Raw genomic sequence first — 24,613 nt, 5'->3', positions numbered from 1 at the left:
CCATGAGCGCGACCACCGCCGCCGTGAACCCCGTCGCCACGCCGCCGCCGGCGCGGCCGGCCGCCGACCAGGCGACCTCCGCCGGCGATCGCCGCTTCGACCGCCACCTGGATGCCGCGCGCCAGCAGCAGGGCGATTCGAGCGACGCTCCCGCGCACGACGACGACCACGAGGCGCAGTCCAAGCCGGCGTCGGAGGCCCCCGTGGCCAACAAGCCGCAGGCCGAGGAGTCCAGCAAGGAACCCGTCAACCCCGATGCCGCCGCGCTGGCGGCGGCGATGCTCGCGCTGATCGGCCAGGCCGCACCGGCCAAGCCGCTCGCCCAGGCCACCGCGGCGACGCATGTGCAGGCCAAGGCAGTCACCGGCGCCCAGGCGGGCGCCACGCCGGCCGCCCTCGTGCTGCTGGCCGGTGCCGCCGCCGCAGCAACGGCCGCCAAGCCGGCCGTCGGCGTGGATACCGGCGCGCTCGCGCCGATGCTGGCCAAGCCCGCGGAGCAGAAGGACGCACCGCTGGATGCCGCCCGGTTGGCCGGCCTGGCGAACGCACCGCTGGCCACCCCCGACAACGCCCCCGTCGCGGCGGCGCCCGCGCACCGCCTCGACATCGCCAGCCCGGTCGGTACGCCGGCCTTCAACGAGGAACTGGGCCAGCAGATCGCCTGGCTGGGTTCGCAGGACGTCAAGCAGGCACGCATCCGCCTGCATCCGGAGGATCTGGGCGCGCTCGACGTCAAGGTGAGCATCAACCAGGACCGCGTCGACGTGAGCTTCGCCGTGCAACACCCTGCGGCCGTCCACGCCCTGCAGCAGACGCTGCCACAGCTGGACACGTTGCTCGCCCACCACGGCCTGACCCTGGGCCAGGCTGACGTGGGGCAGCGCCAGCAGCAGGGCGAGGGCGCCCGCGGCGGTGAAGCGGGCAGTGCCCGCAGCGACACAGACCTCGAGCCGGCCGCCGTGGCCAGTGCCCCGGTCGCCGCGCTGGGAATGCTCGATACGTTCGCGTGATCTGGCTGCCTTAGAGCCAAGGCCGCCCCCTCTCCCCAACCCTCTCCCCCGGCTGCGCCGGGGGAGAGGGAGCTTGTGTCTCGCGGCGGTCCAGGGCGAGGTGGGCTTGTGCCCCCCTCTCCCCCGGCTGCGCCGGGGGAAGGGTTGGGGAGAGGGGGCGGCCTTCGCCTGGAGGCTCCTGTGAAACACGAGCACCGCAGTCCTCAATAGCGGTCGTCCACTCATTCCCATCTTCCCGCGCCGACTTCCGGACGCCCGCCGTGATCGCGACGCGCCTGCCGGCCGCCGCGCGTCAAGAAAGCGCCGCGCCGGCCGCAAACCTAGCCAGGCCAAGGCCTCCGGTCGTGGCATGCGGATTGCTACATGGGCTTGGCAGAGCAGCGCCCGGCGTTGCGACAGACAAAAAAACGGATCGAGGTAAGGCATGGCAATGACGGAAGACGAAGTAGCGGTAGCCGTGGCTTCGGCCAAGAAGCGCCGCTCCCCGCTGGTGATCGGCCTGGTGGTGGCGCTGCTGGCGGTGTCGGGCGTGTGCGCCTATGCGCTGACCGGCATGCGCGGGCACGACAAGAGCGCCGCGGTGGCCGACAAGGACGGCGGCGAGGCCAAGCCGGCCAAGCCGCAGCCGGAGCTCTTCCTGCCGCTCGAGCCCGCCTTCGTGGTCAATTTCCGTGACGACGAAGCCATGCGCTACCTGCAGGTCGGCGTGACCCTGATGGCTCACGACCAGGCCGCGCTGGACACCGTCAAGAGCGTCGATCCGGTCGTGCGCAACGCCCTCGTCATGCTGTTCAGCCGCCAGGACTACACCATCCTCAGCGATCCCGCCGGCAAGCAGAAGCTGCAGGCCGACGCGCTGGCGGCGGTGCGCAAGATCGTCGAGGCGCGCACCGGCAAGCCCGGCATCGACGCGCTGTACTTCACCAGCTTCGTGATGCAGTGAGGCCATCGCGCCCATGAGCGATCTTCTTTCCCAGGACGAAATCGACGCGCTGCTGGACGGCGTGGAAGGCGGTTCGGTCGCCACCGGCGAGGACGAGCCGCTGCCGGTCGATGCCGTGCAGTCCTATGACTTCACCCAGCAGGACCGCATCGTGCGCGGTCGCCTGCCCACGCTGGAGATGGTCAACGACCGTTTCGCGCGCTTCTTCCGCCTGGGCGTGTTCAACGTGCTGCGCAAGAGCTGCGAGGTGTCGGTGCTTGGCGTGAAGATGGTGAAGTTCGCCGAATACGTGCACAGCCTGGCGGTGCCGAGCAACCTGAACCTGGTGAAGATCAAGCCGCTGCGCGGCACCGCGCTCGTGGTGTTCGAGCCGCGGCTGGTGTTCACCGTGATCGACAATTTCTTCGGCGGTGACGGCCGCTTCCACGCCCGCATCGAGGGCCGCGATTTCAGCGCGATCGAGAACCGCGTGATCCAGATCATGCTCTCGGAACTGTTCGGAGCGATGACGGAGGCCTGGAATCCGGTGCTGCCGCTGGAGTTCGAGTACCTGAACTCCGAGATCAATCCGCAGTTCGCGAATATCGTCAGCCCGACGGAAACCGTGGTCGTCTCGCGCTTCCACGTCGAGCTCGACGGCGGCGGCGGCGAGATCCACCTGACCCTGCCCTACGCGATGGTCGAGCCGATCCGCACGCTGCTCGACGCCGGCGTGCAGAGCGACCTGGCCGACCGCGACGACCGCTTCACCGAGCACCTGCACGAGGAGGTGCTCGACGCCGAGGTCGAGCTGAGTTCGCTTCTGCTCGAGGCGCAACTTTCCATCGGCGATTTCCTCGGCCTGCGCCCCGGCGACGTGATCCCGGTGACGCTGCCCGAGTTGTGCACCGTCTTCGCCGAGGACGTGCCGGTGTTCCGCGGCCGCTTCGGCCAGGCCAACGGCCACACGGCGATCCAGTTCCAGGCCCATGTCGGCCGCCGCGAGATGCGCGCGTCCGGCGAGTTCACAGAGAAGAAAAGCGCATGACTGCCAACGACGCCGCGGTCGTAGACCGCATCGAATCCGACGCCCTGAACGGCTTTGCCGTCGAGGGCGGCGACGTCAACCTGGACATGATCCTCGACGTGCCGGTGACCCTGGCCATGGAGGTCGGCCGCACCCGCATCAGCATCCGCAACCTGCTGCAGTTGAACCAGGGCTCGGTGGTGGAGCTGGACCGCGCCGCCGGCGAGCCGCTGGACGTGTTCGTCAACGGCACGCTGGTCGCGCACGGCGAGGTAGTGGTGATCAACGAGAAGTTCGGCATCCGCCTGACCGACGTGGTCAGCCCGGCCGAGCGCGTGCGCAAGCTGCGGTGATGCAGGGGAACGGGGACCGGGAATCGGGGAACGTGCAGCGCTGGGCTTGCGCCTTGGCGCCAGCGGTCTCCTCAGCCGAAATCAACGTCGGCGGCGAGCTGTTGCGTGTGCTGCTCAGCCTGGCCGCGGTGATCGCCTTGATCTTCGTGGCCGGCTGGATGAGCCGCCGCCTGCAGGCGCGCAGCCTGCCGGGCGGGCGGCGCATCCGCTGCGTGGAATCCATGGCGGTGGGTGCGCGCGAACGCGTGCTGCTGATCGACGCCGATGGCAAGCGCCTGCTGGTCGGCGTGGGGCAGGGCGGCATGCGCACCCTGCACGTTTACGAGGGCGCGGCGCCGGCCGACGCCAACCCGCCGGCTCCGCCGCCGGCCGCTCCGAATTTCGCGCAACTGTTGTCGCGCTGGAAAGGCAAGTCGTGAAAGTGCAGGTCGTGAAAATGATGTCGTTCCGCGGCGCGCGCTGGTGGCTCGCACTCGCGCTGATGTTGCTGCCGCTGGTCACCTTCGCCGCGCCCCAGGCCGCCCCGCCGCCTCCGGCGCTGTCGATGCCGGCGAGCCCCAGCCTGGCGGGCGCCGGCATCCCCGTGCTGACCGTGCACGACGCGCCGGGCGGCGCGAAGAACTGGACGCTGTCGCTGCAGCTGCTGGGCCTGATGACGGTCCTCACGCTGCTGCCGGCGATCCTTCTGATGATGACTTCGTTCACGCGAATCATCATCGTGCTGGGATTCCTGCGCCAGGCGCTGGGCACGCAGTCGACGCCACCCAACCAGGTGCTGCTGGGCCTGGCGCTGTTCCTCACGATGTTCATCATGGGCCCGGTGTTCAACAAGGCCTACGGCGACGGCGTCAAGCCGTACATGGACGGCCAGATGACCGCCGAGCAGGCGCTGCCGGCCGCCAGCGCGCCGTTCAAGCGCTTCATGCTCGACCAGACCCGCGACGCCGACCTGCAGTTGTTCACCCGGCTGGCCAAGGAGAAGCCCTACGCGAGCAGGGACGACGTGCCCTTCCGCGTGGCGATGCCCGCGTTCCTGACCTCGGAGCTCAAGACCGCGTTCCAGATGGGTTTCCTGTTGTTCATCCCGTTCCTGATCATCGATCTGGTGGTGGCGAGCGTGCTGATGTCGATGGGCATGATGATGGTCTCGCCGATGATCATCTCGCTGCCCTTCAAGATCATGCTGTTCGTGCTGGTGGACGGCTGGACGCTGCTGATCGGCACGCTGGCAGGGAGCTTCTACACATGACGCGCCAAGGGCACTGACGCTCGTAGCTCTTCCGATTCCCTATTCACTATTCCCGATTCCCCAGCTTCGAACCATGACCCCCGAATCCGTCATCGCCTTCGGCCAGCACGCCCTCTACGTGGCGATTCTTGTCGCGGCGCCGCTGCTGCTCACCGCGCTGGCCGTGGGCCTGCTGATCGGCGTGATCCAGGCCGCTACGCAGATCAACGAGATGACCCTGTCGTTCATTCCCAAGCTGATCGCGATGGCGGTGGTGGCGCTGATCACCGGGCCGTGGATGCTGCGCACGCTGGTGCAGTTCACGCGGCAGCTCATCGAGGGGCTGCCCGGTGCCGTCAAGTAGCGGGGCCGCATGATGGGCGGCGTGGCGTCGGTCGACCTCGTCCAGCTCGAGCAGTGGCTGGGCGGCCTGCTGTGGGCGATGGGCCGGGTCGGCGGGCTGTGCCTGGTCGCGCCGGTGCTGGGTGCGCCGATGATCCCCGCACGCATCCGCGTCGGCCTGGTGCTGATGCTGACCCTGGTGCTGGCGCCGCTCGCGCCGGCGGCGATCGATCCGCTGAGCGCGGCCGGCATCGCGACGATGCTTAGCCAGGTCCTGCTGGGCGCCGCGGTCGGCTTCGTGCTCAAGCTGGTGTTCGAGGCGGTGGCCTTCGGCGGCGAGCTGGTGGGGCAGGGCATGAGCCTGGGCTTCGCCGAGATCGTCAACCCGGCCGGCGGCGGCAGCACGCCGGTGCTCAGCCAGTTCTACACCGTGCTGGTGACGCTGCTGTTCCTGGCGCTCAACGGGCATCTGCGGCTGATCGAGCTGCTCGCCGGCAGCTTCCAGACCTTGCCGCCGGGGCCGTTGGCGATCAATGCCGATGGCCTGCACGCGGTGGTCCTGTTCGGCGCGCACCTGTTCGCCGGTGCCGTGCGCGTGGCGCTGCCGGCGGTCACCGCGTTGCTGGTGGTCAACATCGGCTTTGCCGCGATCAGCCGCGCGGCGCCGTCGATGAACCTGTTCGCGGTGGGTTTCCCGATCACCCTGTGCCTGGGCTCGATCGCCTTGTGGCTGGGCCTGCGCGCGCTGCCCGGGGCGTTCGAGACCCTGCAGGACAGCGCCTGGTCGCTGATGCACGAGCTGGTGGGAGGCTGATTCTCCCATGGCCGAGAACGACGACCAGGAACGCACAGAACAACCCTCCGAAAAACGGCTCAGGGAGGCGCGCGAAAAGGGCGACGTCCCGCGATCGCGCGATCTCTCCGGCGCACTGGTGGTGCTGGCCGGCGTCTCGGCGCTGCTCTCGGGCGGCGAGCGCGCGATGGGTCACGCGCGCATCATCTATCGGCTGGGCCTTTCCTACAGCCGCGAGGCGTTGTTCTCCGATGCGCTGCCGGGCCGCGTGCTGGGCCTGGCGGTGCACGAGGCGCTGATGCTGGTCGCGCCGGTGGCGCTGGCCACGCTGCTGGCCGTGTTCGCGGGCCCCATGCTGCTGGGCGGCATCAGCTTCAGCGGCCAGGCGCTGCAGCCGAAGTTCGAGCGGATGAACCCGGTCCAGGGACTGGGCCGCATCTTCGCCATGCGCGGCCTGGTGGAGCTGGGCAAGACGCTGCTCAAGCTGCTCTTCATCGGCGCGGCGCTGGCGCTGCTGCTCAAGCATTCGGTGGACGAGCTGCAGGCGCTGGGCCGTGCCGACGTGGCCCTGGGCGTGGCGCGCGCGATGTCGCTGCTGGGGCGCTCCGCGCTGCTGTTCGGCGCGCTGCTGGCATTGGTCGGCGGTGCGGATGCCCTTTACCAGAAGTTCGACCACGCCAAGCGCCTGCGCATGACCCGCCAGGAACTGAAGGACGAGGCCAAGGAGACCGAGGGCAACCCGGAGCTCAAGGGCCGCATCCGTCAGGTGCAGTTCGAGATGTCGCGCCGGCGCATGATGCAGGAGCTGCCCAAGGCCGACGTGGTGGTGACCAACCCCACCCACTTCGCCGTGGCGCTCAAGTACGACGAGAGCGGCGCCGGCGCGCCGCGCGTGATCGCCAAGGGCGTCGACGTGCTGGCCCAGCAGATCCGCCTGGTCGCCGATGGCCACCGCATTCCCATGGTCGAGGCCCCGCCGCTGGCACGCGCCTTGTATGCCACCACTTCGCTGGGCCGGGAAATCCCGGTTTCGCTGTACGTGGCGGTGGCGCAGGTGCTGGCCTACGTCTACCAGCTGAAGCAGGCGACGGCACGCGGCGACGAGCCGCCGCCGGCGCCCAGGCCCGAGGTCGATCCGGACCTGATGGGCCCATACAAGCTCTAAGAGGAAGCGTAGATGGCCGCCGCAGGCGCAATGGAAAGTCTCAAGCAGCTCGGGCGCCGCGGCGTCGGCGCGCCGGTGGTGATGCTGGCCATGCTGGCCATGGTCATGCTGCCGCTGCCGCCGTTCCTGCTGGACATGCTCTTCAGCTTCAACATCGCGCTGTCGCTCGTCATTTTGTTGGCGGTGATCTACGTCATGCGGCCGCTGGAATTCGCCGCTTTTCCGACGGTCGTGCTGATGGCGACGCTTTTGCGTCTCGCCCTGAACATCGCCTCCACCCGCGTGGTGCTGCTGCACGGGCATGACGGCCCGGCGGCGGCAGGCAAGGTGATCGAGGCCTTCGGCGAGTTCGTGATCGGCGGCAACTTCGCCGTCGGCCTGGTGGTGTTCGCGATCCTGACCATCATCAACTTCGTGGTGGTCACCAAGGGCGCCACCCGCGTGTCGGAAGTGACCGCCCGTTTCACCCTGGATGCGATGCCCGGCAAGCAGATGGCGATCGACGCCGATCTCAACGCCGGCCTGCTGACCCAGGAACAGGCCCGCGAGCGCCGCCAGGAAGTGCGCGAGGAAGCGGACTTCTACGGCTCGATGGACGGCGCCTCCAAGTTCGTCCGCGGTGACGCCACCGCCGGCATCCTGATCCTGTTCATCAACATCATCGGCGGCTTCTTCGTCGGCATGCTGCAGCACGGCCTGGGCGCCGGCGAGGCGGCCAGGACCTATACGCTGCTGACCATCGGCGACGGCCTGGTCGCGCAGGTGCCGGCGCTGATGCTCTCGATCTCCACGGCGGTGATCGTCACCCGCGTGTCCAAGTCGCAGGACATGGGCAAGCAGGTGATCGGCCAGGTGTTCGGCCAGCCTCGCGCGCTGGCGGTGGCCGGCGCGGTGCTGGGCGTGATGGGCCTGATCCCCGGTATGCCGAACCTGGCTTTCCTGCTGCTGGGCGGCTGCTGCGGCGGCGCGGCCTACCTGATGATCAAGCGCGAGCGCGAGACGCGCGAGAAGCTGGCCGAGGCCGTCGCCGAGCCGGCCGCCGCAGCGGCGGTGCCGCCCGAGCGCATGGAACTGGGCTGGGACGACGTGGCCAGCGTCGATCCGCTCGGCCTGGAAGTGGGCTACCGGCTGATCCCGCTGGTGGACACCCACCAGGGCGGCGAGCTGATGGGCCGGATCAAGTCGGTGCGGCGCAAGCTCTCGCAGGAATTCGGCTTCCTGGTCCCGGCGGTGCACATCCGCGACAACCTGGACTTGGGTCCCAACACCTACCGCATCACCCTGATGGGCGTGCCGATGGGGGAGGCCGAGGTGCATAGCGAGCGGCTGCTGGCGATCAATCCTGGCCGCGTGCATGGCCCGCTGCAGGGCATCCAGACCAAGGACCCGGCGTTCGGCCTCGAGGCGGTATGGATCGATCAGGGCCAGCGCGAGATGGCGCAGAGCCTGGGCTACACCGTGGTCGATCCGGCCACCGTGGTGGCCACGCACCTGTCGCACATCCTGCAGACCCATGCGCACGAGCTGATCAGCCACCAGGACGTGCAGCAGCTGCTGGACCGCCTGGCGCAGACGGCGCCCAAGCTGGTCGAGGACCTGGTGCCCAAGCGGCTTTCGCTGGGCGTGGTGGTCAAGGTGCTGCAGAACCTGCTGGCCGAACGGGTGCCGATCCGCAACATGCGCACCATCGTCGAATCCTTGGCGGAGAACGCGGGGCAGAGTCAGGATCCCGGCATGCTCACCGCCGCCGTGCGCGTGGCGCTGGGCCGGCAGATCGTGCAGGAGATCACCGGGCTGGGCACCGAGGTGCCGGTCATCACGCTCGCGCCGGAGCTGGAGCAGATCCTGATGAACTCGCTCGCCGGCGGCGGCGTGGCTGGCGCGGCGGTGGAGCCGGGCCTGGCCGACCGCCTGCAGCAGAGCGTCGCCGACGCGGCGCGACGCCAGGAAATGGGCGGCGAGCCGGCCGTGCTGCTGGTGCCGCCGCAGCTGCGGCCGTGGCTCGCGCGCTTCACCCGCCACGTGGCACAGAACCTGCACGTACTGGCCTACAACGAGGTGCCGGACAACCGCAGGGTGCGGCTTGTCCAGGCGCTGGGTCGTTGAGGTTAGGAGAAGCGTGATGGCTCTTGTGCAGCGGGAACAGGGAACAGGGAACGGGGAACGTGCAGTTCGCCGAGTGCTTGCGGGCGCTCGGTTGGAACGTGCTCCCCATGCCTGCCTCGGTGGTGATGTTCCCCGTTCCCCGTTCCCCGTTCCCCGCTCTCCTGCCGTTCCCCGCGCGCGGAGCCCGCGCCCATGAAGATCAAACGTTTCGTGGCGCCGGACATGCGCCAGGCGATGCGCGAAGTGCGCGAGGAGCAAGGGCCCGATGCGGTGATCCTGTCCACGCGGCGGCTGGACGAGGGCATCGAGATCATCGCCGCGGTCGACTACGACGAGGCGCTGGTACGCGAGGCCGCGCGGCACGGCGCGGCGCCGGAACCGGCATCGGTGCCGCCGGCACTGCCGGCGCACGCCGCCGCTTCGGCCACGCCGCCTCCGCCGCCGGTGCGGGAGGCTCGTGTCGAAACGATGGCGCACGCCAATCGTCCGACGCCGGCCGAACATGCCGCCAAGGCCTCGTCCCGGCCCGTTGCTCCGGAAAGGGAGCCGACGCCGGCACGCCCGGAAGCGCGTTCCGCGCACGCTGCGTCCCGCGCCCAGGCTGAAGGGGTGCCGGCGGGAATCCAGGCGCAGGCCGAGGCCCGTGCCCAGAGCCAGCCGGCCGCCGAGGCGCCGGCCGAGGCGGCGCCGGTGCATCCGCTGATCGAGCGCGCCGCGGCCGACACCGTGCGCATGCGCGCCGAGCTTTCCAGCCTGCGCGAGATGCTGGAAATGCAGCTCTCCAGCCTCGCCTGGAACGACATGGAGCGGCGCCAGCCGATGCACGCCCGCGTGCTGCGCGAACTGACCCGCCTGGGCATCGACGCCGACGTCGCCCGCGCACTGGCCGAGGAATTGCCGGCGCAGATGACGCCCGAGCAGGCGCGCTACCTGCCGCTGGGCATGTTGAGCCGCGGCCTGGCGGTGAGCGGCCGCGGGCGCTCGGACGAAGCCGGCGTGACCGCGCTGGTCGGCCCGACCGGCGTGGGCAAGACCACGACGCTTGCGAAACTCGCGGCAAGGGCGGTGGTGCGCCACGGCGCCTCGCAGGTCGCGCTGGTCAGCACCGACCACTACCGCATCGGCGCCGCGGCGCAGCTGGAACACTACGGCCGCCTGCTCGGCGTGCGCGTGTACCCGGCCTACGACGCCGACAGCCTGCGCCAGGTGCTGCAGCTGCTGAAGGGCTGCCACACCGTGCTGGTCGACACCGCGGGGCTGGCCGGCAACGACCCGCGCCTGGCCGAGCAGCTCGATGCGCTGCGCGAGGCCGGCGAGCTGCGCGCCTGCCTGGTGCTGGCCGCCAACGCGCAGGCGCAGTCGCTGGAGGATGCCGTGCGCGCCTACCTGCCGATCAAGCCGCACGCGGCCATCCTTACCAAACTCGACGAGGCGCCGAGCCTCGGCGGCGCACTGTCGGTGCTGATCCGCCATCGGCTGGCGCTGGACTACACCACCGACGGCCAGCGCGTGCCCGAGGACATCGCCGCCGCCGACGCGCGCCTGCTGGTGTGCCGCGCCGCGCAGGCACTCAAAGGCCATGCGCCGGCGGCCGACGAGGCGCTGCTGGCCGAACGCTTCGGGACGATGGTGGCCCAGGCATGAGCGGAATCCTTGCAATGAATCAGGCGTGGGGCTTGAAAGACATGTTCAACGCGATCACGGGCGACCGAAACGATGCACCGCCCGCACCGCACCGCCCGCACCAGGCGGTCCAGCTCGGCGCGCCGCGCCGCCGTTGCCGCGCGATCGCGGTGGCCGGCGGCAAGGGCGGCGTGGGCAAGACCACCGTGGCGGTGAACCTCGGGATGAGCCTGGCCATGGCCGGCCGCGACGTGATGCTGCTGGACGCCGACATGGGCCTGGCCAACGTCGACGTGCTGCTGGGCCTGGCGCCCTCGCGGCACCTGGGCCACCTGCTCGACGGCAGCGCCACGCTGGAGGAACTGGTGCTCGAGGCGCCGCACGGGCTGAAAGTGATCCCCGGCGGCTCCGGCGCGCGCCGCCTGGCACAGCTGGGCAACGGCGAGCACGCCGCCGTGATCCGCGCCTTCGACGAGCTGCCCAGGCCGCCGGACTACCTGCTGGTGGACACCGCCGCGGGCCTCTCGGACAACGTGGCCATGTTCGCGGCCGCCGCCGACGACGTGATCCTGGTGGTCTGCGACGAGCCGGCCTCGCTCACCGACGCCTATGCGCTGATCAAGGTGCTCTCGCGCGATTTCGGGGTGCGCCGCTTCCGCATGGTCGCCAACCTGGTGCGCAACCTGGGCGAAGCCCGCGCGCTGCACCAGAAGCTGGCCAAGGTGAGCGACCGCTTCCTGGACGTGGTGCTCGACTTCCTCGGCATGGTGCCGCAGGACGAGCGCCTCAAGCAGGCGATCCGCCGTCAGAACGCGGTGGTGGACCTGTGGCCGGCCGCCCGGTCGTCGCAGGCATTCAAGCAATTGGCCGGTGCGGTCGATAACTGGGAAGAACCCGCGCGCGCGGGCCTGGACCGCATCGCTTTCTTCGGTGGCCAGGCCGTACCGGCTGCGGGGTGGTGAGATGAGCGTGGCATCGGAATACCTTCAACTGCAGAAACAGAGTGCAGATGAGTTGGTGCGTCAGCACGCGCCACTGGTGCGTCGTATTGCCTATCACCTGATGGGCCGCCTCCCGCCGAGCGTGGACGTGGGCGACCTGATCCAGTCCGGCATGATCGGCCTGCTGGAGGCCGCGCGGCACTATGCCACCGACCGCGCCGCCAGCTTCGAGACCTACGCGGGCATCCGCATCCGCGGCGCCATGCTGGACGAGCTGCGCAAGACCGACTGGACCCCGCGTTCGGTGCATCGCAAGGTGCGCGAGGTCGCCGAGGTGGTGCGCCAGATCGAGATCGAGACCGGCTCCGACGCCGAGGACGCCGAGATCATCAAGCGGTTGGGCATCAGTGCCGAGGAATACCACCAGGTGCTCGCGGACGCCGCCAGCGCGCGGCTGCTCAGCCTCACCGCGCCGGACGACGGCGACGGCTCGCCCGCCTTCGACGTGGCCGACCAGGCCAGCCTCGGGCCCTCGGAAAGCATCGAGCAGGACGGGCTGCGCCAGGCGCTCATCGACGGCATCTCCGGCCTGCCCGAACGCGAGCAGCTGGTGATGTCGCTGTACTACGAGCAGGAATTGAACCTGAAGGAGATCGGCGCGGTGCTCGGTGTGACCGAATCGCGCGTGTGCCAGATCCACGGCCAGGCGATCGTGCGCCTGCGCGCGCGGCTGGGCGACTGGCGCGACGGCGAGGCGGCACCGAAGAAGAAGGCATCACGGCGGCAATGACAGAACACACCGGACGTCGCTCCTGCGAAGGCAGGGACGGCGCCACGAAGAAGCGGGCGTTCGCGGCAACCCTCGCAACGGAGAAAAAGCGTTGGACAAGAACATGAAGATCCTCGTGGTGGACGACTTCTCCACCATGCGGCGCATCGTCAGGAACCTCCTGGTGGAGCTCGGCTTCAGCAATCCGCTGATCCAGGAAGCCGACGATGGCAACAACGCGCTGACCATGCTGAAGAGCCAGCCGTTCGACCTGGTGGTCACCGACTGGAACATGCCCAACATGACCGGCATCGACCTCCTGCGCGCGATCCGCGCCGAGCCTTCGCTCAAGGGCATGCCGGTGCTGATGGTCACCGCCGAGAACAACCGTGACCAGATCATCGCCGCGGCGCAGGCCGGCGTGAACGGTTACATCGTCAAGCCGTTCAACGCGGTCACGCTCAAGGAGAAGCTCACCAAGATCTTCGAGCGCATCGCCGCCGCGGGAGCCAGCGCATGAGCGCCGTGCTTTCGACCATCCATGAAGGGCCGATGCCCGCGGAGCTGAAGAACCTGCTCAACAGCACCGACGGCGCCGCCTTCGAGCAGGCGCTGGACGCGCTGGTGCGCCAGCGCGAGCAGCACCTGTTCCGCGCGCTGGGCCTGCTCGCGCGCGACCTGCACGGCGCGGTCAGCCGGCTCGGCAACGACCTGGCGCAAGAGGGCGTGCCTGGCCGCGTCGCCGATGTGCGCAAGCATCTCAACGACGTGCTGGAGATGAGCGCGCAGGCCGCCCACCGCAGCATCGACTTCGCCGAGCGCATGAGCCCCGAGGCTGATGCGCTGGCGCAGAACGCCGAGCAGGTCGCCGCCTGGGCCAAGCCCGGCGATCCCGCCGCAGTGCTGGCCAACCAGGCCGTGGCCTTCGCCGCGAACTGCCGCGAGGGCCTGAACGACATGGTGATGGCGCAGTCCTGGCAGGACCTCTCGGGCCAGCGTATCAAGAAGGTGGTCAACTTCATCGAGTCGGTCGAATCCTCGCTGCTGGAGCTGGTGCACCTGACCGGCGCCCTGGCCGGCCGCGAGCCGCCGCCGGTGGTGGAGAAGATCTCCGGCCAGGACGAGGCGGACCGCCTGCTCAGCGAATTCGGCTTCTAAGGGCGACCGGCGATGGATCCCTCGCTCGACGCCGAACTGCGCGACGATTTCCTGGTCGAGGCCGGAGAACTGGTCGAGCGCCTGTCGGAACAGCTGGTCGAGCTGGAGGCCAATCCGCGCGACGCCGAATTGCTCAATGCGGTGTTCCGCGCCTTCCACACGGTCAAGGGCGGCGCCGGCTTCCTCGCCATCGAACCGATGGTGCAGTTGTGCCACCATGCCGAGGACCTGCTCAACGTCGCCCGCAACGGCGCGCTGGTGCTGGACTCGGGCCGGATGGACGCGCTGCTGGAGGCGCTGGACCTGCTCAACGCGATGATGGACGCGCTGCGCAGCGGCGCCTCCATGGCGATGCCGCCGCCGGCGCTGCTCAAGCGGCTGACGCCGGGCGCCGCGGCGCCGGCACCGGCCGCGCCGCCGGTGGCCGCGCCCGTGGCCGCCCCGCCGGCCGACGGCAGCATCGACGACAGTGAATTCGAAGCGCTGCTCGACAGCCTGTACGGCACCGCCGCGCCCGGCACCGTGCCGCCGGCGGCGCCCGCACCGGCCACGATCAACGATGACGAATTCGAAGCGCTGCTGGACAACCTGCATGGCAAGGCCGCGCCGGGCGTGGCCACGCCGGCGGCGAGCAACACCATCGCCGATGACGAATTCGAAGCGCTGCTGGATGGCCTGCACGGCAAGGACGGCGCGCCCGGCGCCGCGCAGACATCGGGACATGCTCCTACTCCTACTCCTACTCCTGCTCCTGCTCCGGCACCCGCCCCCGCCCCCGCTCGCGCCGCCGCCCCGGCGGAAACCAGCGTGCGCGTGGACACCGGCCGGCTCGACGCGCTGGTCAATCGCGCCGGCGAACTGGTGCTGGTGCGCAACCGCCTGCAGAGCCTGGCCCAGAAGAGCGGCGACGAGACACTCGCGCAGGCGGCGGCCGAACTCGACCGCGTCGCCGACGAGATGCAGGGCGCCGTGCTCTCCATGCGCATGCAGCCGGTCGGCCGGCTGTTCCAGCGCTTTCCGCGCATCGTGCGCGACCTCGCCCGCCAGCTGGGCAAGGAAGTGGACCTGGTCACCGAGGGCGAGGGCACCGACCTGGACCGCAGCCTGGTCGAGGCGCTGGCCGATCCGCTGATCCACCTGCTGCGCAATGCGCTGGACCACGGCCTGGAAATGCCCGAGGAGCGGCTCAAGGCGGGCAAGTCCCGCCGCGGCACGGTGCGCCTGTCGGCCAGCCAGCGAGGCGAGCGCATCGTGATTTCCGTGGCCGACGACGGCCGCGGCATGAATCCCGAGGTGCTCAAGCGCAAGGCGGTGGAGAAGGGCGTCATCGACGAGGCCCAGGCTGCGCGCCTGTCCGAGGGCGAGTGCTACGAGCTGATCTTCCGCCCGGGCTTTTCCACCGCCGCGCAGATCTCCGACATCTCCGGCCGTGGCGTCGGCATGGACGTGGTCAAGACGCGCGTGGCCGAGCTGGGCGGCACCCTGCAGGTGCATTCCAGGCTCGGCCAGGGCAGCGAACTGCAGCTGACCGTGCCGCTGACCCTGGCGATCCTGCGCGTGCTGATGGTACGCGTCGGACCGCGCCTGTTCGCGCTGCCGCTCTCCAACGTGGAGGAGGTCTTCGAGCTCGCCGCCGGGCAGGACCGCATGCTCGATGGCCGCCTGGTCGCCAACCACCGGGGCCGCGCGTTGCCGCTGGGCGACCTGGCCGGCTGGGCCGGCGTGCTGGGCGCGCCGGCGCGGCACGTGGTGGTGCTGCACATCGGCCACCAGCGCATGGGCTGCCTGGTGCACGAAGTCCTGGGGCGCGAAGACGTCATGGCCAAGCCGCTGGGCCCGCTGTTCGAAGGCGTGCCCGGCATCGCCGGCGCCACCGTGACCGGCGACGGCCGCCTGGCGCTGGTGCTCGACCTTGCAGGCCTCGCCGACGAGGGCGGGCAGTTGCTTCCATCCCTGAGGGCGGCGGGCTGACATGGATGTGGTGAGCCTCATCGGCACGATCCTGGCCTTCCTGGTCATCATCGTGGGCACCATCCTCAAGGGCTCGACCGTCGGCGCGCTGATCAATCCGGCCGCGTTCGTGATCGTGTTCTGCGGCACCGTCGCCGCGCTGATGGTGCAGACCCCGGGCGCCGTGCTGCGGCGCGCGCTGGGCATGCTGCCGATGGTCTACCGGCCGCCGCTGTTCCATCCGTCCGACCTGATCGGGCGCATCGTCAACTGGAGCGAGATCTCGCGCCGCCAGGGCCTGCTCGGCCTGGAGCCGCAGATCGACCAGGAATCCGACGGATTCGTGCGCAAGGGCTTGCAGCTGCTGGTCGACGGCGGCGAGCCCGACGCCATCCGCGGCGTGCTCGAAGTGGAACTGGAGGCGCGCGAGCACAACGAACTGGTCGCCGCCAAGGTGTTCGAGAACGCCGGCATCTACTCGCCCACGATGGGCATCATCGGCGCCGTGATGGGGCTGATGGCGGTGATGCAGAACCTGGCCGACCCGAGCAAGCTCGGCCACGGTATCGCCGCCGCCTTCGTCGCCACCATCTACGGTGTCGGGCTGGCCAACCTGCTGATGCTGCCGATGTCCGCGCGGCTCAAGGGCCTGGTGCGCAAGCAGACGCAGATGCGCGAGATCCTCGTCGAAGGGCTGGTCTGCATCGCCGAGGGCGACAACCCGCGGCAGATCGAGGCCAAGCTGCAAGGCTACCTGTCGTGAAGCGCAAGCATCACGAGGACCACATCAACCACGAGGCGTGGGCGATCCCCTATGCCGACCTGATGACCCTGCTGCTCGCCTTTTTCGTGGTGATGTACGCGGTGTCGGTGGTCAACGAGGGCAAGTACCGCGTGATGTCCGAGTCGATCATCGAGGCGTTCAACGGCTCCAGCCACGTGATCGCGCCGATGCCGGCCGAACGGGCCAAGCCGCACAACGTCGACCCGGCCATCGCCACGCCGCCGGGCCAGCCCGGTGCCGCCACCGCGCCGATCGCGGTGCCGATCCCCTTGCGTCCGGCGCCGCTGCGCGCGGTCGCGCAGCGCGCGCCGCACGAAACCCTGCGCGAGGTGCAGGCCGCCCAGGAGGCACAGCGCCAGGCCAACCTCACGCGCATCCAGAACCAGGTCGAAAAGGCGCTGCAGCCGCTGATCGACAAACAGCAGGTGGTGGTGCGGCGCAACCCCAACTGGCTGGAGATCGAGATCCGCACCGACATCCTGTTCCCCAGCGGCGTGGCGCAGCTTTCGCGCCCGGCCGATGCCGTGCTGAGCAGCCTCGCCGGCATCCTCGCGCCGTTCGGCAATCCGCTGCGTGTCGAGGGCTATACCGACGACAAGCCGATCAACACGGCCGTCTATCCGTCCAACTGGGAACTCTCCGCCGCGCGCGCCGCCAGCGTGGCGCGGCTGTTCAGCGAGAGCGGGGTCAGCCCCGACCGGCTGGGGATCATCGGCTGGGGGCAGTTCCGCCCGGCCGCCGACAACGCCACCGCGGAAGGGCGCAACCGCAACCGCCGCGTGCTGGTGGTGGTGCTGAGCGACCACGCGACACCGGTGCGCTATTCGGGCGACGCCGAGCAGGCCGGCCAGCTCGCCGGGGCGGCGTCCACCGCTCCGGCGATGCCCGCGGCCGATACCGCGTTGCTGCCGGCGGCCAACCTGCTCGAGGCCGGCGCGCCGCGCGATGCTTCCGCGCAGGCCCGCCCGATCCGTATCGCCGAGCCCCCGCTGATCGTCACCCCGGAGCGCGGCAAATGAGCCCGCGCCACCCTCCTGGAGCCTCAAGGCCATGACTTCTCCGGCCATCTCTTCGACCGCCGCGCACTGGCTGACCTTCCAACTGGACGGCCAGGCCTACGCCGCGCCGCTGGCGCAGGTGAGCGAGGTGATCCGCATGGGCGAGGTGACCCCTGTCCCCGGCGCCGCCGCCGACCTGCTCGGCGTACGGCACCTGCGCGGCCGCGTCGTGCCGGTGCTCGACGGCCGCCGCCGCCTCGGGCTGCCTCCCTGCGACGCGGACAGTGAGGACGTTCGCGTGGTGATGCTTACCCATGCCACGTACTGGATCGGGCTGCGCGTGGACGCGGTGGGCGAACTGCTCGTCCCGGACGTCGCCGTCGCCCCGCCACCGCCCGGGCGCGCGGTACGCACCGACGACCCGGTCACCGGCGTGCTGCCGTGGAAAGGCGGCTTCGTCGCGCTGCTCGACGTACGGCGCCTGTGCCGGTTGCCGCAGACCGAGACGGCCTGACCGGTCGATACGGCGGCCGAATCCTTCCGCTGCCGCCACGCGTATCCGCGCCGCTCCGGCGGGCGTGACACCGGCGACGTCCGGTATCGGCGCTCCCAAGGCGCGAATCCTTCCCCGCGGACGCCGGGGGAAGGCGCCGGCAGGCGGAGGCGCTCTTGGGCGGAACGACCGAACCTCCGGCCAAGCCACCCTGGGCAACCTCCGACGGGGAAGAATCGAACGTCACGGTTCGCATGCTGTTCGCTGGAACGGGCTTGCCAGCCTCGGCCGCCTTGGCATTCGATCTTGCGTATGAAAATACGTAAATCGCAAACAATTTCGCGCGAGTCCTCCATGATTTTGCGTGCGTAAATTCCTGCCCGACCAGCGGTAGCGAAATTCCGACGAATGGTCGGCAGTCGCGATGTACCCGCCATGCATAATGACTCCGCCTTCGCTGGCCACCGGCGCCCATGGCGCTCCAAGGTCGCAAAAGGCGCGCCCAGAAAGGCAGATACCGGCCTGGGTCGATTAAATGGGGGGATCGATGAAAATGCCCGGCCGCCAATGGCGATTGCCGATTTACGGTTTTACGCTTATCGAATTGATGGTGACAATCGCCATTGTCGCCATTCTTTCAGCCATTGCGCTGCCGAGTTTGCGAACCTACGTAATGAACGGGCGCCGCGACAGCCTCGTCGACGGCCTGGTCGCGGCACTCCATTACACCCGGAATCAGGCTTTGGATCTGGACCAGCCGGCATCCCTGTGCGCCGGAACCGCCAGTCCGACGGGTACCTCCTGTCCCTCCGGCAGTTGGGCGAGCGGTTGGGAGGCCATCACGGTCCCCAGCAGTGCCTCCGTGGCGACGCAGCTGTCCACGCATGCGCTCAAATCCTCGGGGACGACGCCGACCATCACTGCCGTGCACGGCAGCACGTCTTTCGACTTCAATGCGCTGGGTTTGGTGCCGGGCATAACGACCGGCAACGAGACCCTGGTGGTGTGCGACTCGCGCGGCGCGTCCAAGGCCAGGGCGGTGCAGATCAACGCCACCGGATACATCCAGTCGTCTTCCGTTCCCGGCGCCGCGCCCGACGGCTCGGCGCTGACCTGTCCCTGAGCGGTGTGAACATGCAACGAGCCCAACGCGGTTTCACCCTGATCGAAGTGCTGGTGGCGGTAGTGGTCGTTTCGCTGGGCATGCTGGGCGTCGCCGGCACCCTGCTCACGGCTACCCGCAGCGCCAGCTCGAACTACCTCAAGCAGCAGGCCGTGCAATACGCCTATGACATGGTGGATCGCATTCGCGCGAACGCCGTGGCTGCGCAGACCTCCAGCGCCTATACGGCCAGCTTGACCGCGCCGTCGACCACCGCCCCGTCGCCGGACTGTGGCGTGAAGCTCTGCACATCGGCACAGATGGCCGCCTACGACATCTGGCAGTGGCAGACCGGCTTGAAGAAGGATCTTCCCTCGGGATTGGGCTCGGTCAGCGTCGCCACCGGAACCGGAGGCAGCACGGTCACCGTGCTGGTGCAATGGAGCGACCGGCCCGCGCAGTCCGCGTTCGGCGCAAGCAAGACCGCGGCAAACCCGACCTTCACGCTGGTTACCGTGCTATGAGAGCGAAACCCACAACCCGCCGTGTAAAGGGGTTCGGACTGATCGAGCTGATGATCGCGATGGCGATCGGCCTGGTCGTTGCCGCTGGCGTAATCGTGATCTTCGTGGCCGAACGGCAGGTCTACAGCAACTCGTCCGCGCAGGCGCTGATCCAGGACGCCGACAATGCGATTTCGGCGGTCATCTCGCCGGTGGCGCGCGGCACGGGTTTCGTGGGCTGCGGCGCGATCAGCAGCGGCATCGTCTCCTACATCGGCACGCATGCCACGCCCCTGACCTTCGATACCACCAGCAGCGTGAAGGGTTTCACAGGCACCGTCCCCACGCAGGTCGTGGACAACAGCGCGAACGACACCACGGCCAAGGACTGGACGCCCACCCTGGACGCCTCGCTGGTGAAGGCTGGCGGTGCGGAGCAGGGCAGCGACGTGATCTCGATGATCGGGGCGGCCCCGGGCGCCTCGCCCATCGGCGTACAGGCTCCCGTGCTGGGCAGCCCGATCCTCGTCAACGATGTCAGCCAGCTCAGCAAGATTAACGGCGGCGGTCCGCAGATGGTGGCCATTTCGGACTGCGGCAAGAGTTCCGCCTTCGAGATCACCAGCATCAGTGGCACCAGCCTGGCCTTCAGCAGCGGGCCGAACGGCACGCCGGCCTATCCGAAGGATTCCCAGATCATTCCGCTGCAGCAGACCGTGTTTTTCGTGGGCAAGGGCGATTCCGGCCAGAGCGCCCTGTTCCGCGGCGTGATGACGCTGCCGGCCAGCGGCGCGGCCTCCGGCGCTACCTGGACCGTCACCGAAATGGTGCCGGGCGTGATCGCCATGAAGGCCCTGTACGGCACCGGCCCTGCGTCGCAGGCGACCGAGTACTTCGACGCCAGCGGCGTCACCGACTGGACCGCCGTCACCACGGTCAGGCTCGGCTTCCTGGTCGAGGGGCCCCTCGGGTCCGCGCCCATGCCCAGCGGACCGCAGACCTACCAGCTGCTCAACGCTGCGATCACGGTGCCGGCCGACACGCGTCTGCGCCATGTGTTCAGCATGACCATCAACCCCCGGAACGACACGCTATGAGCATTTCGCGCGGGCATGCGCCGCGGCAGGACGGCATCGTGCTTCCGGTGGTGTTGATCCTGCTCCTGGTCCTCACGATCGCGTCGTTGCTCATCATCGAGCAGATCAGCTCGCAGACGCGCATGGCCACCAACGCCGCGGTCAGCCAGATCGCGTTGCAGGCCGCCGAGAGCGAACTGACCGGCGTCATCAGCGGACTGAACAGCGGCGCGATTTCCTCGGCGCCGTCTGCGTACTACGGCAACACCGGGGGCATGTATTTCTTCAACGCCAGCAACTACGGCGCCAGCAAGCCGTTGCCCTGGAAGAGCGCGTCCAATTTTGCGTCTTCTTCCACGCTGTGCGGCGCCTCGGTGCCGGCAGTCAGCGAGTGCAAGTACATGATCGAAATGCTGCCCTCGGTCCGCGCCAAGGGCGGCAGTGTCGTGAGGGTTTTCCGCATTACCGCTCGCGTCGTGGGTCCGGGTAACCACGGTGTGGTGATGCTGCAGGCGCTCTACCAGAAACCATGACTGCGGATCATCGCCATGACCATCGCTAAGCCCCGCGTCCTTCGTCCGCTCAACACCGTGTTCGTTGCGGCTGTGGGCGTGTTCTTCTGCGGCGCATTGAGCCTTTCGCCGGCCGCCCGCGCGGCGACCGCCTCGCCACTGCCGATCTCGCAGATCCCGTTGACCGTCGCGCAGCCGGTGCATCCACAGGTCTTGTTCGCGCTCGGCAACTCGCAGTCGATGGACGGCGACCTGAGCGGCGCGATCATGACCGGTTCGGGCGCCTTCGGCAGCAGCACGGGCCTGTCCTCGCTGAGCTCGTCCAGTTCACCGGTCGACTACACGGTGCCCAGCGGTTTCACACCGCCGCTCAATGCCGGCAGCGCCGTACCGGCCGGTAGCAGCACGGTCCTTGCGCCCTATACCGTCAACAGCAGCGGCGCCGAGTACGACACCAGCAGCGGCGGCACGCAGTACGACAACAGCGCCAGCCGGCTCAACGTGGCCAAGGCAGGCATCAGCGCGATCCTGCAGCAGTACATGCCCAGCACCGACTTCGCGTTGATGGACTACAGCGCGCCCAGTTCCTCCACCTACACCACGTGGGTGTACCTGATGTCGCCCGAGGGCGGGTTCAAATTTTCGGCCTCGAACACGAATCCGCCGTTGGGGACGCGCTACATCGCCAATCCCTGTTACAAGTACAGCAGTGCTTCGTCCAGCGTCCGGAGCAATTGCTCATCGATCGACAGCCTGTATGGCGGGACCATCGGCGGCTACCCCTATATGTTGATCGCCGCCTCCAGCGACGATCCGAGCATCAACGACGTCCTGTACGCCAGTGGGCTGTCGGGCGTCTTCGACACCTACAACAGGAGCGGTGGCGATCCCAGTTCGCCGTTCCCGCCCAATTTCACGCTTGCCCAGTACAACAGCGGCAGCATTTCGGTGGGCTACGACAGCAGCTCGCCCAACAACGGCGGCTTCTCCACCAATCCGACGAACGCGGGCTACGTTCCCTATTCGACGCAGGTGATCTATGCCGAGCGTGGCTTCGGCTTCTATTCCACCGCCTCGGCCACCACCGGCACTACCGTGGTGAAAATGACCACGGCGGGCCTGTCGCCCACTACCAGCTCGGTCAATACGGCGGTGGCGGCCTTCACGCCGTCGCTGAAGCCCGAGACGAACAGCGGCTCCTCGAGCGAAATCAAGGCGCTGACCGTGCAGTCGCCGCTGGCGGGATTGCTGAAGGGCGCCCAGGCGACGCTGAAAAGCAGCCTGCCCACCAGCAGCAATGGATGCGCGCAGCCCAAGCAGTACGTGGTCCTGATCACCGATGGCCTGCCCACGCAGGACCTGGCCAACAAGCTCTGGCCGCCCCTCGGCAGCGCATCGGCCAGCGGCTACGGCGTCACGGCCACGTTCAACACGGACGGGTCGCTGAAGACCACCAACGACCAGGCGCTGACCGACACCATCAGCCAGTTGCAGGCCCTCAATCAGGCCGGCATCCAGACCTACGTGATCGGCCTGGGCGCCGGCGTCGACCCCAGCAAGAACCCGCAGGCGGCTGCCACGCTGGCGGCGATGGCCGTAGCCGGCGGCACCGCCTCGGCCAGCCCGGACAAGTATTTCAAGGCCACCAGCCCGGCCGCGCTGGTGACCGACCTGCAGGCGATCCTGGCCAACGTGTCCAGCCAGAACAGTTCCTCGAGCTCCGCGGCGGCCAATTCCACCTCGTTGAACGCGAACTCGATGGTCTACCAGGCCACGTTCACCCCGGGCGCCTCCACCGGCAACGCGTGGATCGGCGACCTGGACGAATACAGCATCAGCACCGGCGCCGTGATCAGCAGCACGCCGACCTGGAGCGTGCAGGCCCAACTGGACATCCAGGGAACCGCACGCAACATCGCCACCTGGGATCCCTATCACACGGACAGTTCGGGCACCGTGGCGCCGGTCGGCGTGCCATTCCAGTGGAGCAACCTCTCGACCACCCTGCGCGGGCAGCTGCAACCCTCCGACAGCAACGGACAGATACGCGTCGACTACCTCAGGGGCAGCCACGCGAAGGAACAGACCAGCGGCGGCCCGTTCCGGAACCGCGCGCACCTGCTCGGCGACGTGGTCGACAGTTCGCCCGCCTTCGTCGGGCCGCCGTCCAGCTATTTCCCGGACGGTTCCTACCAGACCTTCGTGACCAACAACGCCAGCCGCACGCCGATGCTCTATTTCGGCGCCAACGACGGCATGCTCCACGGGGTTTCGGCGGCGACCGGCAACGAGCAGATGGCCTTCATCCCGAACGCGGTGTTCGGAAATCTCTATGCGCTCACCGATCCGCTCTACTACTACCACCACCAGTTCTTCGTCGATGGCTCGCCGCAGGTGGGCGATGCGCTGCTCTCCGACGGCAACTGGCACACCTTGCTGGTGGGTGGGGAAAACGCCGGCGGCAAGAGCGTCTACGCGCTGGACGTCACCAACCCTGCGGGCTTCACCTCCGACACCAGTGTCGCGAGCGCGGTGAAGTGGGAATTCACCGACGCAGGCATGGGCCTCAGCTACGGCACGCCCGTCATCGTGCGCTCCAATGCCGTCACGGTGACCGATAGCTCGAATAACGCCAAGGTGAACGGCTTCGCCGTGCTGTTCGGCAACGGCTACAACAGCGCCAGCGAACAGCCGATCTTCTATGCCGTCAACGCGTCCGACGGCAGCGTGATCGCCAAGATCAACCTGTGCTCGGCCTCCGGCGTGCCGGCCAGCGCCTGCAGCAGCAGCCTGCCGAACGGGTTGTCGGGCGTGGCGGCCGCCAATTCCAGCGGGCTGGTGGGCGTGCCCGCGGACATGGCCTACGCAGGCGACCTGCAGGGCAACCTGTGGGCCATCAACATCAGCGACGCCAACCCGTCCAACTGGACCGTCAAGCTGTTGTTCCAGGCACGCGACAGCTCGGGCAACCCGCAGCCCATCACCTCCACGCCGTCGCTGACGCCCAATCCCAATTTCCCGACCGAACTCGGCCTGATGGTCTACTTCGGCACAGGGCGCTTCTTCGTCACCGGCGACCTCACCACGACCAACCCGCAGAGCTTCTACGGCGTGTGGGACAACAGCAGCGACCTGAGCAGTTATCCCTCGGGCACCGCACCGACGATGCCCTACACGCGCAGCAACTTGCAGGCACAGACCCTGTCGCTCAGTACCTTTACGAGCGGCTCGACCAGCACGCCGGTGATCCTGTCGAGCAACAACACGGTCAACCTGACCTATTCGCCCATCACCATCAACAATCCCTCGCCGCCGCCGGCCACGCTGTCGTTGTCGCCGCAGGAGGGCTGGTATTTCGATCTCACGCCGCTGGGTGGCGGCGCCAGGTCGTATACCGACTCGCAGGTGGAAAGCGGTGGCGTGCTCTTTACCATCAACGTACCTCCGGGCGGCACCGGCTCGATATGCGGCCTGCCGACGTCCTACCTGATGAACGTGGCCTACGGCACCGGTGGCCCGTTCTCCCGGGCCGCGATCGGGCTCAACGGCGGCGCCAGCGTGGGACCGGGCAATACCGTGAACGGGCAGAATCCCACGGGCGTGTTCGTGTCCAACGCCTATGCGGCCGCCCCGACGACCATGCGGACCGGCAGTGGCGCGAACCTTCAGATCATCAGTACCGCCAACGGGCTGAAGGCCGTACCGACCATTGGCGACAAGTCCGGCCGCGTCGGCTGGTGGCAGATCCAGTGAGGCAG

24 protein-coding genes are annotated in these 24,613 nt (G+C 68.7%); all 24 read left to right on the top strand.

What is annotated here, in order from left to right; all coding sequences use genetic code 11:
* Positions 1–2 precede the first annotated feature (2 nt).
* The 24 genes from VGU03_RS04245 to VGU03_RS04130 all read left to right on the top strand — a co-directional run bounded on the left by VGU03_RS04245 (position 3) and on the right by VGU03_RS04130 (position 24,608).
* Positions 3–1,010 carry a flagellar hook-length control protein FliK gene (locus VGU03_RS04245; RefSeq protein ID WP_327478903.1) on the top strand — a complete coding sequence of 336 codons (1,008 nt, stop codon included), beginning with the start codon at positions 3–5 and terminating at the stop codon, positions 1,008–1,010.
* 424 nt (positions 1,011–1,434) lie between these two features.
* A complete protein-coding gene (locus VGU03_RS04240; RefSeq protein ID WP_327478902.1) occupies positions 1,435–1,953 on the top strand; it encodes a flagellar basal body-associated FliL family protein in 519 nt (172 codons plus the stop codon).
* A 13-nt stretch (positions 1,954–1,966) separates the two neighbouring features.
* Positions 1,967–2,980, top strand: a complete 1,014-nt coding sequence (fliM, locus tag VGU03_RS04235; RefSeq protein WP_327478901.1) for a flagellar motor switch protein FliM — start codon at positions 1,967–1,969, stop codon at positions 2,978–2,980.
* Positions 2,977–3,312, top strand: a complete 336-nt coding sequence (gene fliN, locus VGU03_RS04230) for a flagellar motor switch protein FliN (protein WP_327478900.1) — start codon at positions 2,977–2,979, stop codon at positions 3,310–3,312. The genes fliM and fliN overlap by 4 nt, the downstream gene beginning before the upstream one ends.
* A gap of 32 nt (positions 3,313–3,344) precedes the next feature.
* Positions 3,345–3,731: a flagellar biosynthetic protein FliO gene (gene fliO / locus VGU03_RS04225; protein ID WP_327478899.1), complete on the top strand. Its 387-nt coding sequence runs from the start codon at positions 3,345–3,347 to the stop codon at positions 3,729–3,731.
* 17 nt (positions 3,732–3,748) lie between these two features.
* Positions 3,749–4,561: a flagellar type III secretion system pore protein FliP gene (gene fliP, locus VGU03_RS04220; protein ID WP_327479043.1), complete on the top strand. Its 813-nt coding sequence runs from the start codon at positions 3,749–3,751 to the stop codon at positions 4,559–4,561.
* Between the two features lie 73 nt (positions 4,562–4,634).
* Entirely contained in the window at positions 4,635–4,904 is a 270-nt protein-coding gene (gene fliQ, locus VGU03_RS04215; protein WP_327478898.1) for a flagellar biosynthesis protein FliQ, read from the top strand.
* A 9-nt stretch (positions 4,905–4,913) separates the two neighbouring features.
* Positions 4,914–5,696 (top strand): flagellar biosynthetic protein FliR, encoded by a 783-nt coding sequence (gene fliR, locus VGU03_RS04210; protein ID WP_327478896.1) that lies wholly within the window; start codon positions 4,914–4,916, stop codon positions 5,694–5,696.
* A gap of 7 nt (positions 5,697–5,703) precedes the next feature.
* Positions 5,704–6,840 carry a flagellar biosynthesis protein FlhB gene (flhB, locus tag VGU03_RS04205; RefSeq protein ID WP_327478894.1) on the top strand — a complete coding sequence of 379 codons (1,137 nt, stop codon included), beginning with the start codon at positions 5,704–5,706 and terminating at the stop codon, positions 6,838–6,840.
* Between the two features lie 12 nt (positions 6,841–6,852).
* Positions 6,853–8,946, top strand: a complete 2,094-nt coding sequence (flhA, locus tag VGU03_RS04200; RefSeq protein ID WP_327478892.1) for a flagellar biosynthesis protein FlhA — start codon at positions 6,853–6,855, stop codon at positions 8,944–8,946.
* A 192-nt stretch (positions 8,947–9,138) separates the two neighbouring features.
* On the top strand, positions 9,139–10,590 hold the full coding sequence (gene flhF / locus VGU03_RS04195; RefSeq protein ID WP_327478890.1) for a flagellar biosynthesis protein FlhF: 1,452 nt from the start codon (positions 9,139–9,141) through the stop codon (positions 10,588–10,590).
* A 14-nt stretch (positions 10,591–10,604) separates the two neighbouring features.
* Complete coding sequence (locus VGU03_RS04190) at positions 10,605–11,531, top strand: MinD/ParA family protein (RefSeq protein WP_327478888.1); 927 nt, start codon at positions 10,605–10,607, stop codon at positions 11,529–11,531.
* Between the two features lies 1 nt (position 11,532).
* Positions 11,533–12,300 (top strand): RNA polymerase sigma factor FliA, encoded by a 768-nt coding sequence (locus tag VGU03_RS04185; protein ID WP_327478886.1) that lies wholly within the window; start codon positions 11,533–11,535, stop codon positions 12,298–12,300.
* Positions 12,301–12,391: 91 nt separating this feature from the next.
* Positions 12,392–12,799: a chemotaxis response regulator CheY gene (locus tag VGU03_RS04180; RefSeq protein ID WP_327478884.1), complete on the top strand. Its 408-nt coding sequence runs from the start codon at positions 12,392–12,394 to the stop codon at positions 12,797–12,799.
* Positions 12,796–13,437 carry a protein phosphatase CheZ gene (locus VGU03_RS04175; protein WP_327478883.1) on the top strand — a complete coding sequence of 214 codons (642 nt, stop codon included), beginning with the start codon at positions 12,796–12,798 and terminating at the stop codon, positions 13,435–13,437. The genes VGU03_RS04180 and VGU03_RS04175 overlap by 4 nt, the downstream gene beginning before the upstream one ends.
* A gap of 12 nt (positions 13,438–13,449) precedes the next feature.
* Positions 13,450–15,408: a chemotaxis protein CheA gene (locus VGU03_RS04170; protein WP_327478881.1), complete on the top strand. Its 1,959-nt coding sequence runs from the start codon at positions 13,450–13,452 to the stop codon at positions 15,406–15,408.
* A gap of 1 nt (position 15,409) precedes the next feature.
* On the top strand, positions 15,410–16,150 hold the full coding sequence (locus VGU03_RS04165; RefSeq protein WP_327478879.1) for a flagellar motor protein: 741 nt from the start codon (positions 15,410–15,412) through the stop codon (positions 16,148–16,150).
* Entirely contained in the window at positions 16,147–17,190 is a 1,044-nt protein-coding gene (motD, locus tag VGU03_RS04160; RefSeq protein ID WP_327478877.1) for a flagellar motor protein MotD, read from the top strand. The genes VGU03_RS04165 and motD overlap by 4 nt, the downstream gene beginning before the upstream one ends.
* Before the next feature lie 31 nt (positions 17,191–17,221).
* The gene (locus tag VGU03_RS04155; protein WP_327478875.1) at positions 17,222–17,683 is read left to right on the top strand and encodes a chemotaxis protein CheW; all 462 of its coding nucleotides are present in this window, start codon (positions 17,222–17,224) and stop codon (positions 17,681–17,683) included.
* 532 nt (positions 17,684–18,215) lie between these two features.
* Positions 18,216–18,785 (top strand): GspH/FimT family pseudopilin, encoded by a 570-nt coding sequence (locus VGU03_RS04150; RefSeq protein WP_327478873.1) that lies wholly within the window; start codon positions 18,216–18,218, stop codon positions 18,783–18,785.
* A gap of 11 nt (positions 18,786–18,796) precedes the next feature.
* Positions 18,797–19,288 carry a type IV pilus modification protein PilV gene (pilV, locus tag VGU03_RS04145; RefSeq protein ID WP_327478871.1) on the top strand — a complete coding sequence of 164 codons (492 nt, stop codon included), beginning with the start codon at positions 18,797–18,799 and terminating at the stop codon, positions 19,286–19,288.
* Positions 19,285–20,364 carry a PilW family protein gene (locus VGU03_RS04140; protein ID WP_327478869.1) on the top strand — a complete coding sequence of 360 codons (1,080 nt, stop codon included), beginning with the start codon at positions 19,285–19,287 and terminating at the stop codon, positions 20,362–20,364. The genes pilV and VGU03_RS04140 overlap by 4 nt, the downstream gene beginning before the upstream one ends.
* Positions 20,361–20,876, top strand: a complete 516-nt coding sequence (locus tag VGU03_RS04135; RefSeq protein WP_327478867.1) for a pilus assembly PilX family protein — start codon at positions 20,361–20,363, stop codon at positions 20,874–20,876. The genes VGU03_RS04140 and VGU03_RS04135 overlap by 4 nt, the downstream gene beginning before the upstream one ends.
* Before the next feature lie 15 nt (positions 20,877–20,891).
* Positions 20,892–24,608, top strand: a complete 3,717-nt coding sequence (locus VGU03_RS04130; protein WP_327478865.1) for a pilus assembly protein — start codon at positions 20,892–20,894, stop codon at positions 24,606–24,608.
* Positions 24,609–24,613 lie beyond the last annotated feature (5 nt).

Origin of the sequence: Frateuria sp., from assembly GCF_035944355.1 — a bacterium.
Taxonomy (GTDB): Bacteria; Pseudomonadota; Gammaproteobacteria; order Xanthomonadales; family Rhodanobacteraceae; genus Frateuria_A.
Note: the sequence above shows the minus strand (reverse complement) of the source record. Positions and strands in the feature narration are given on the sequence as shown.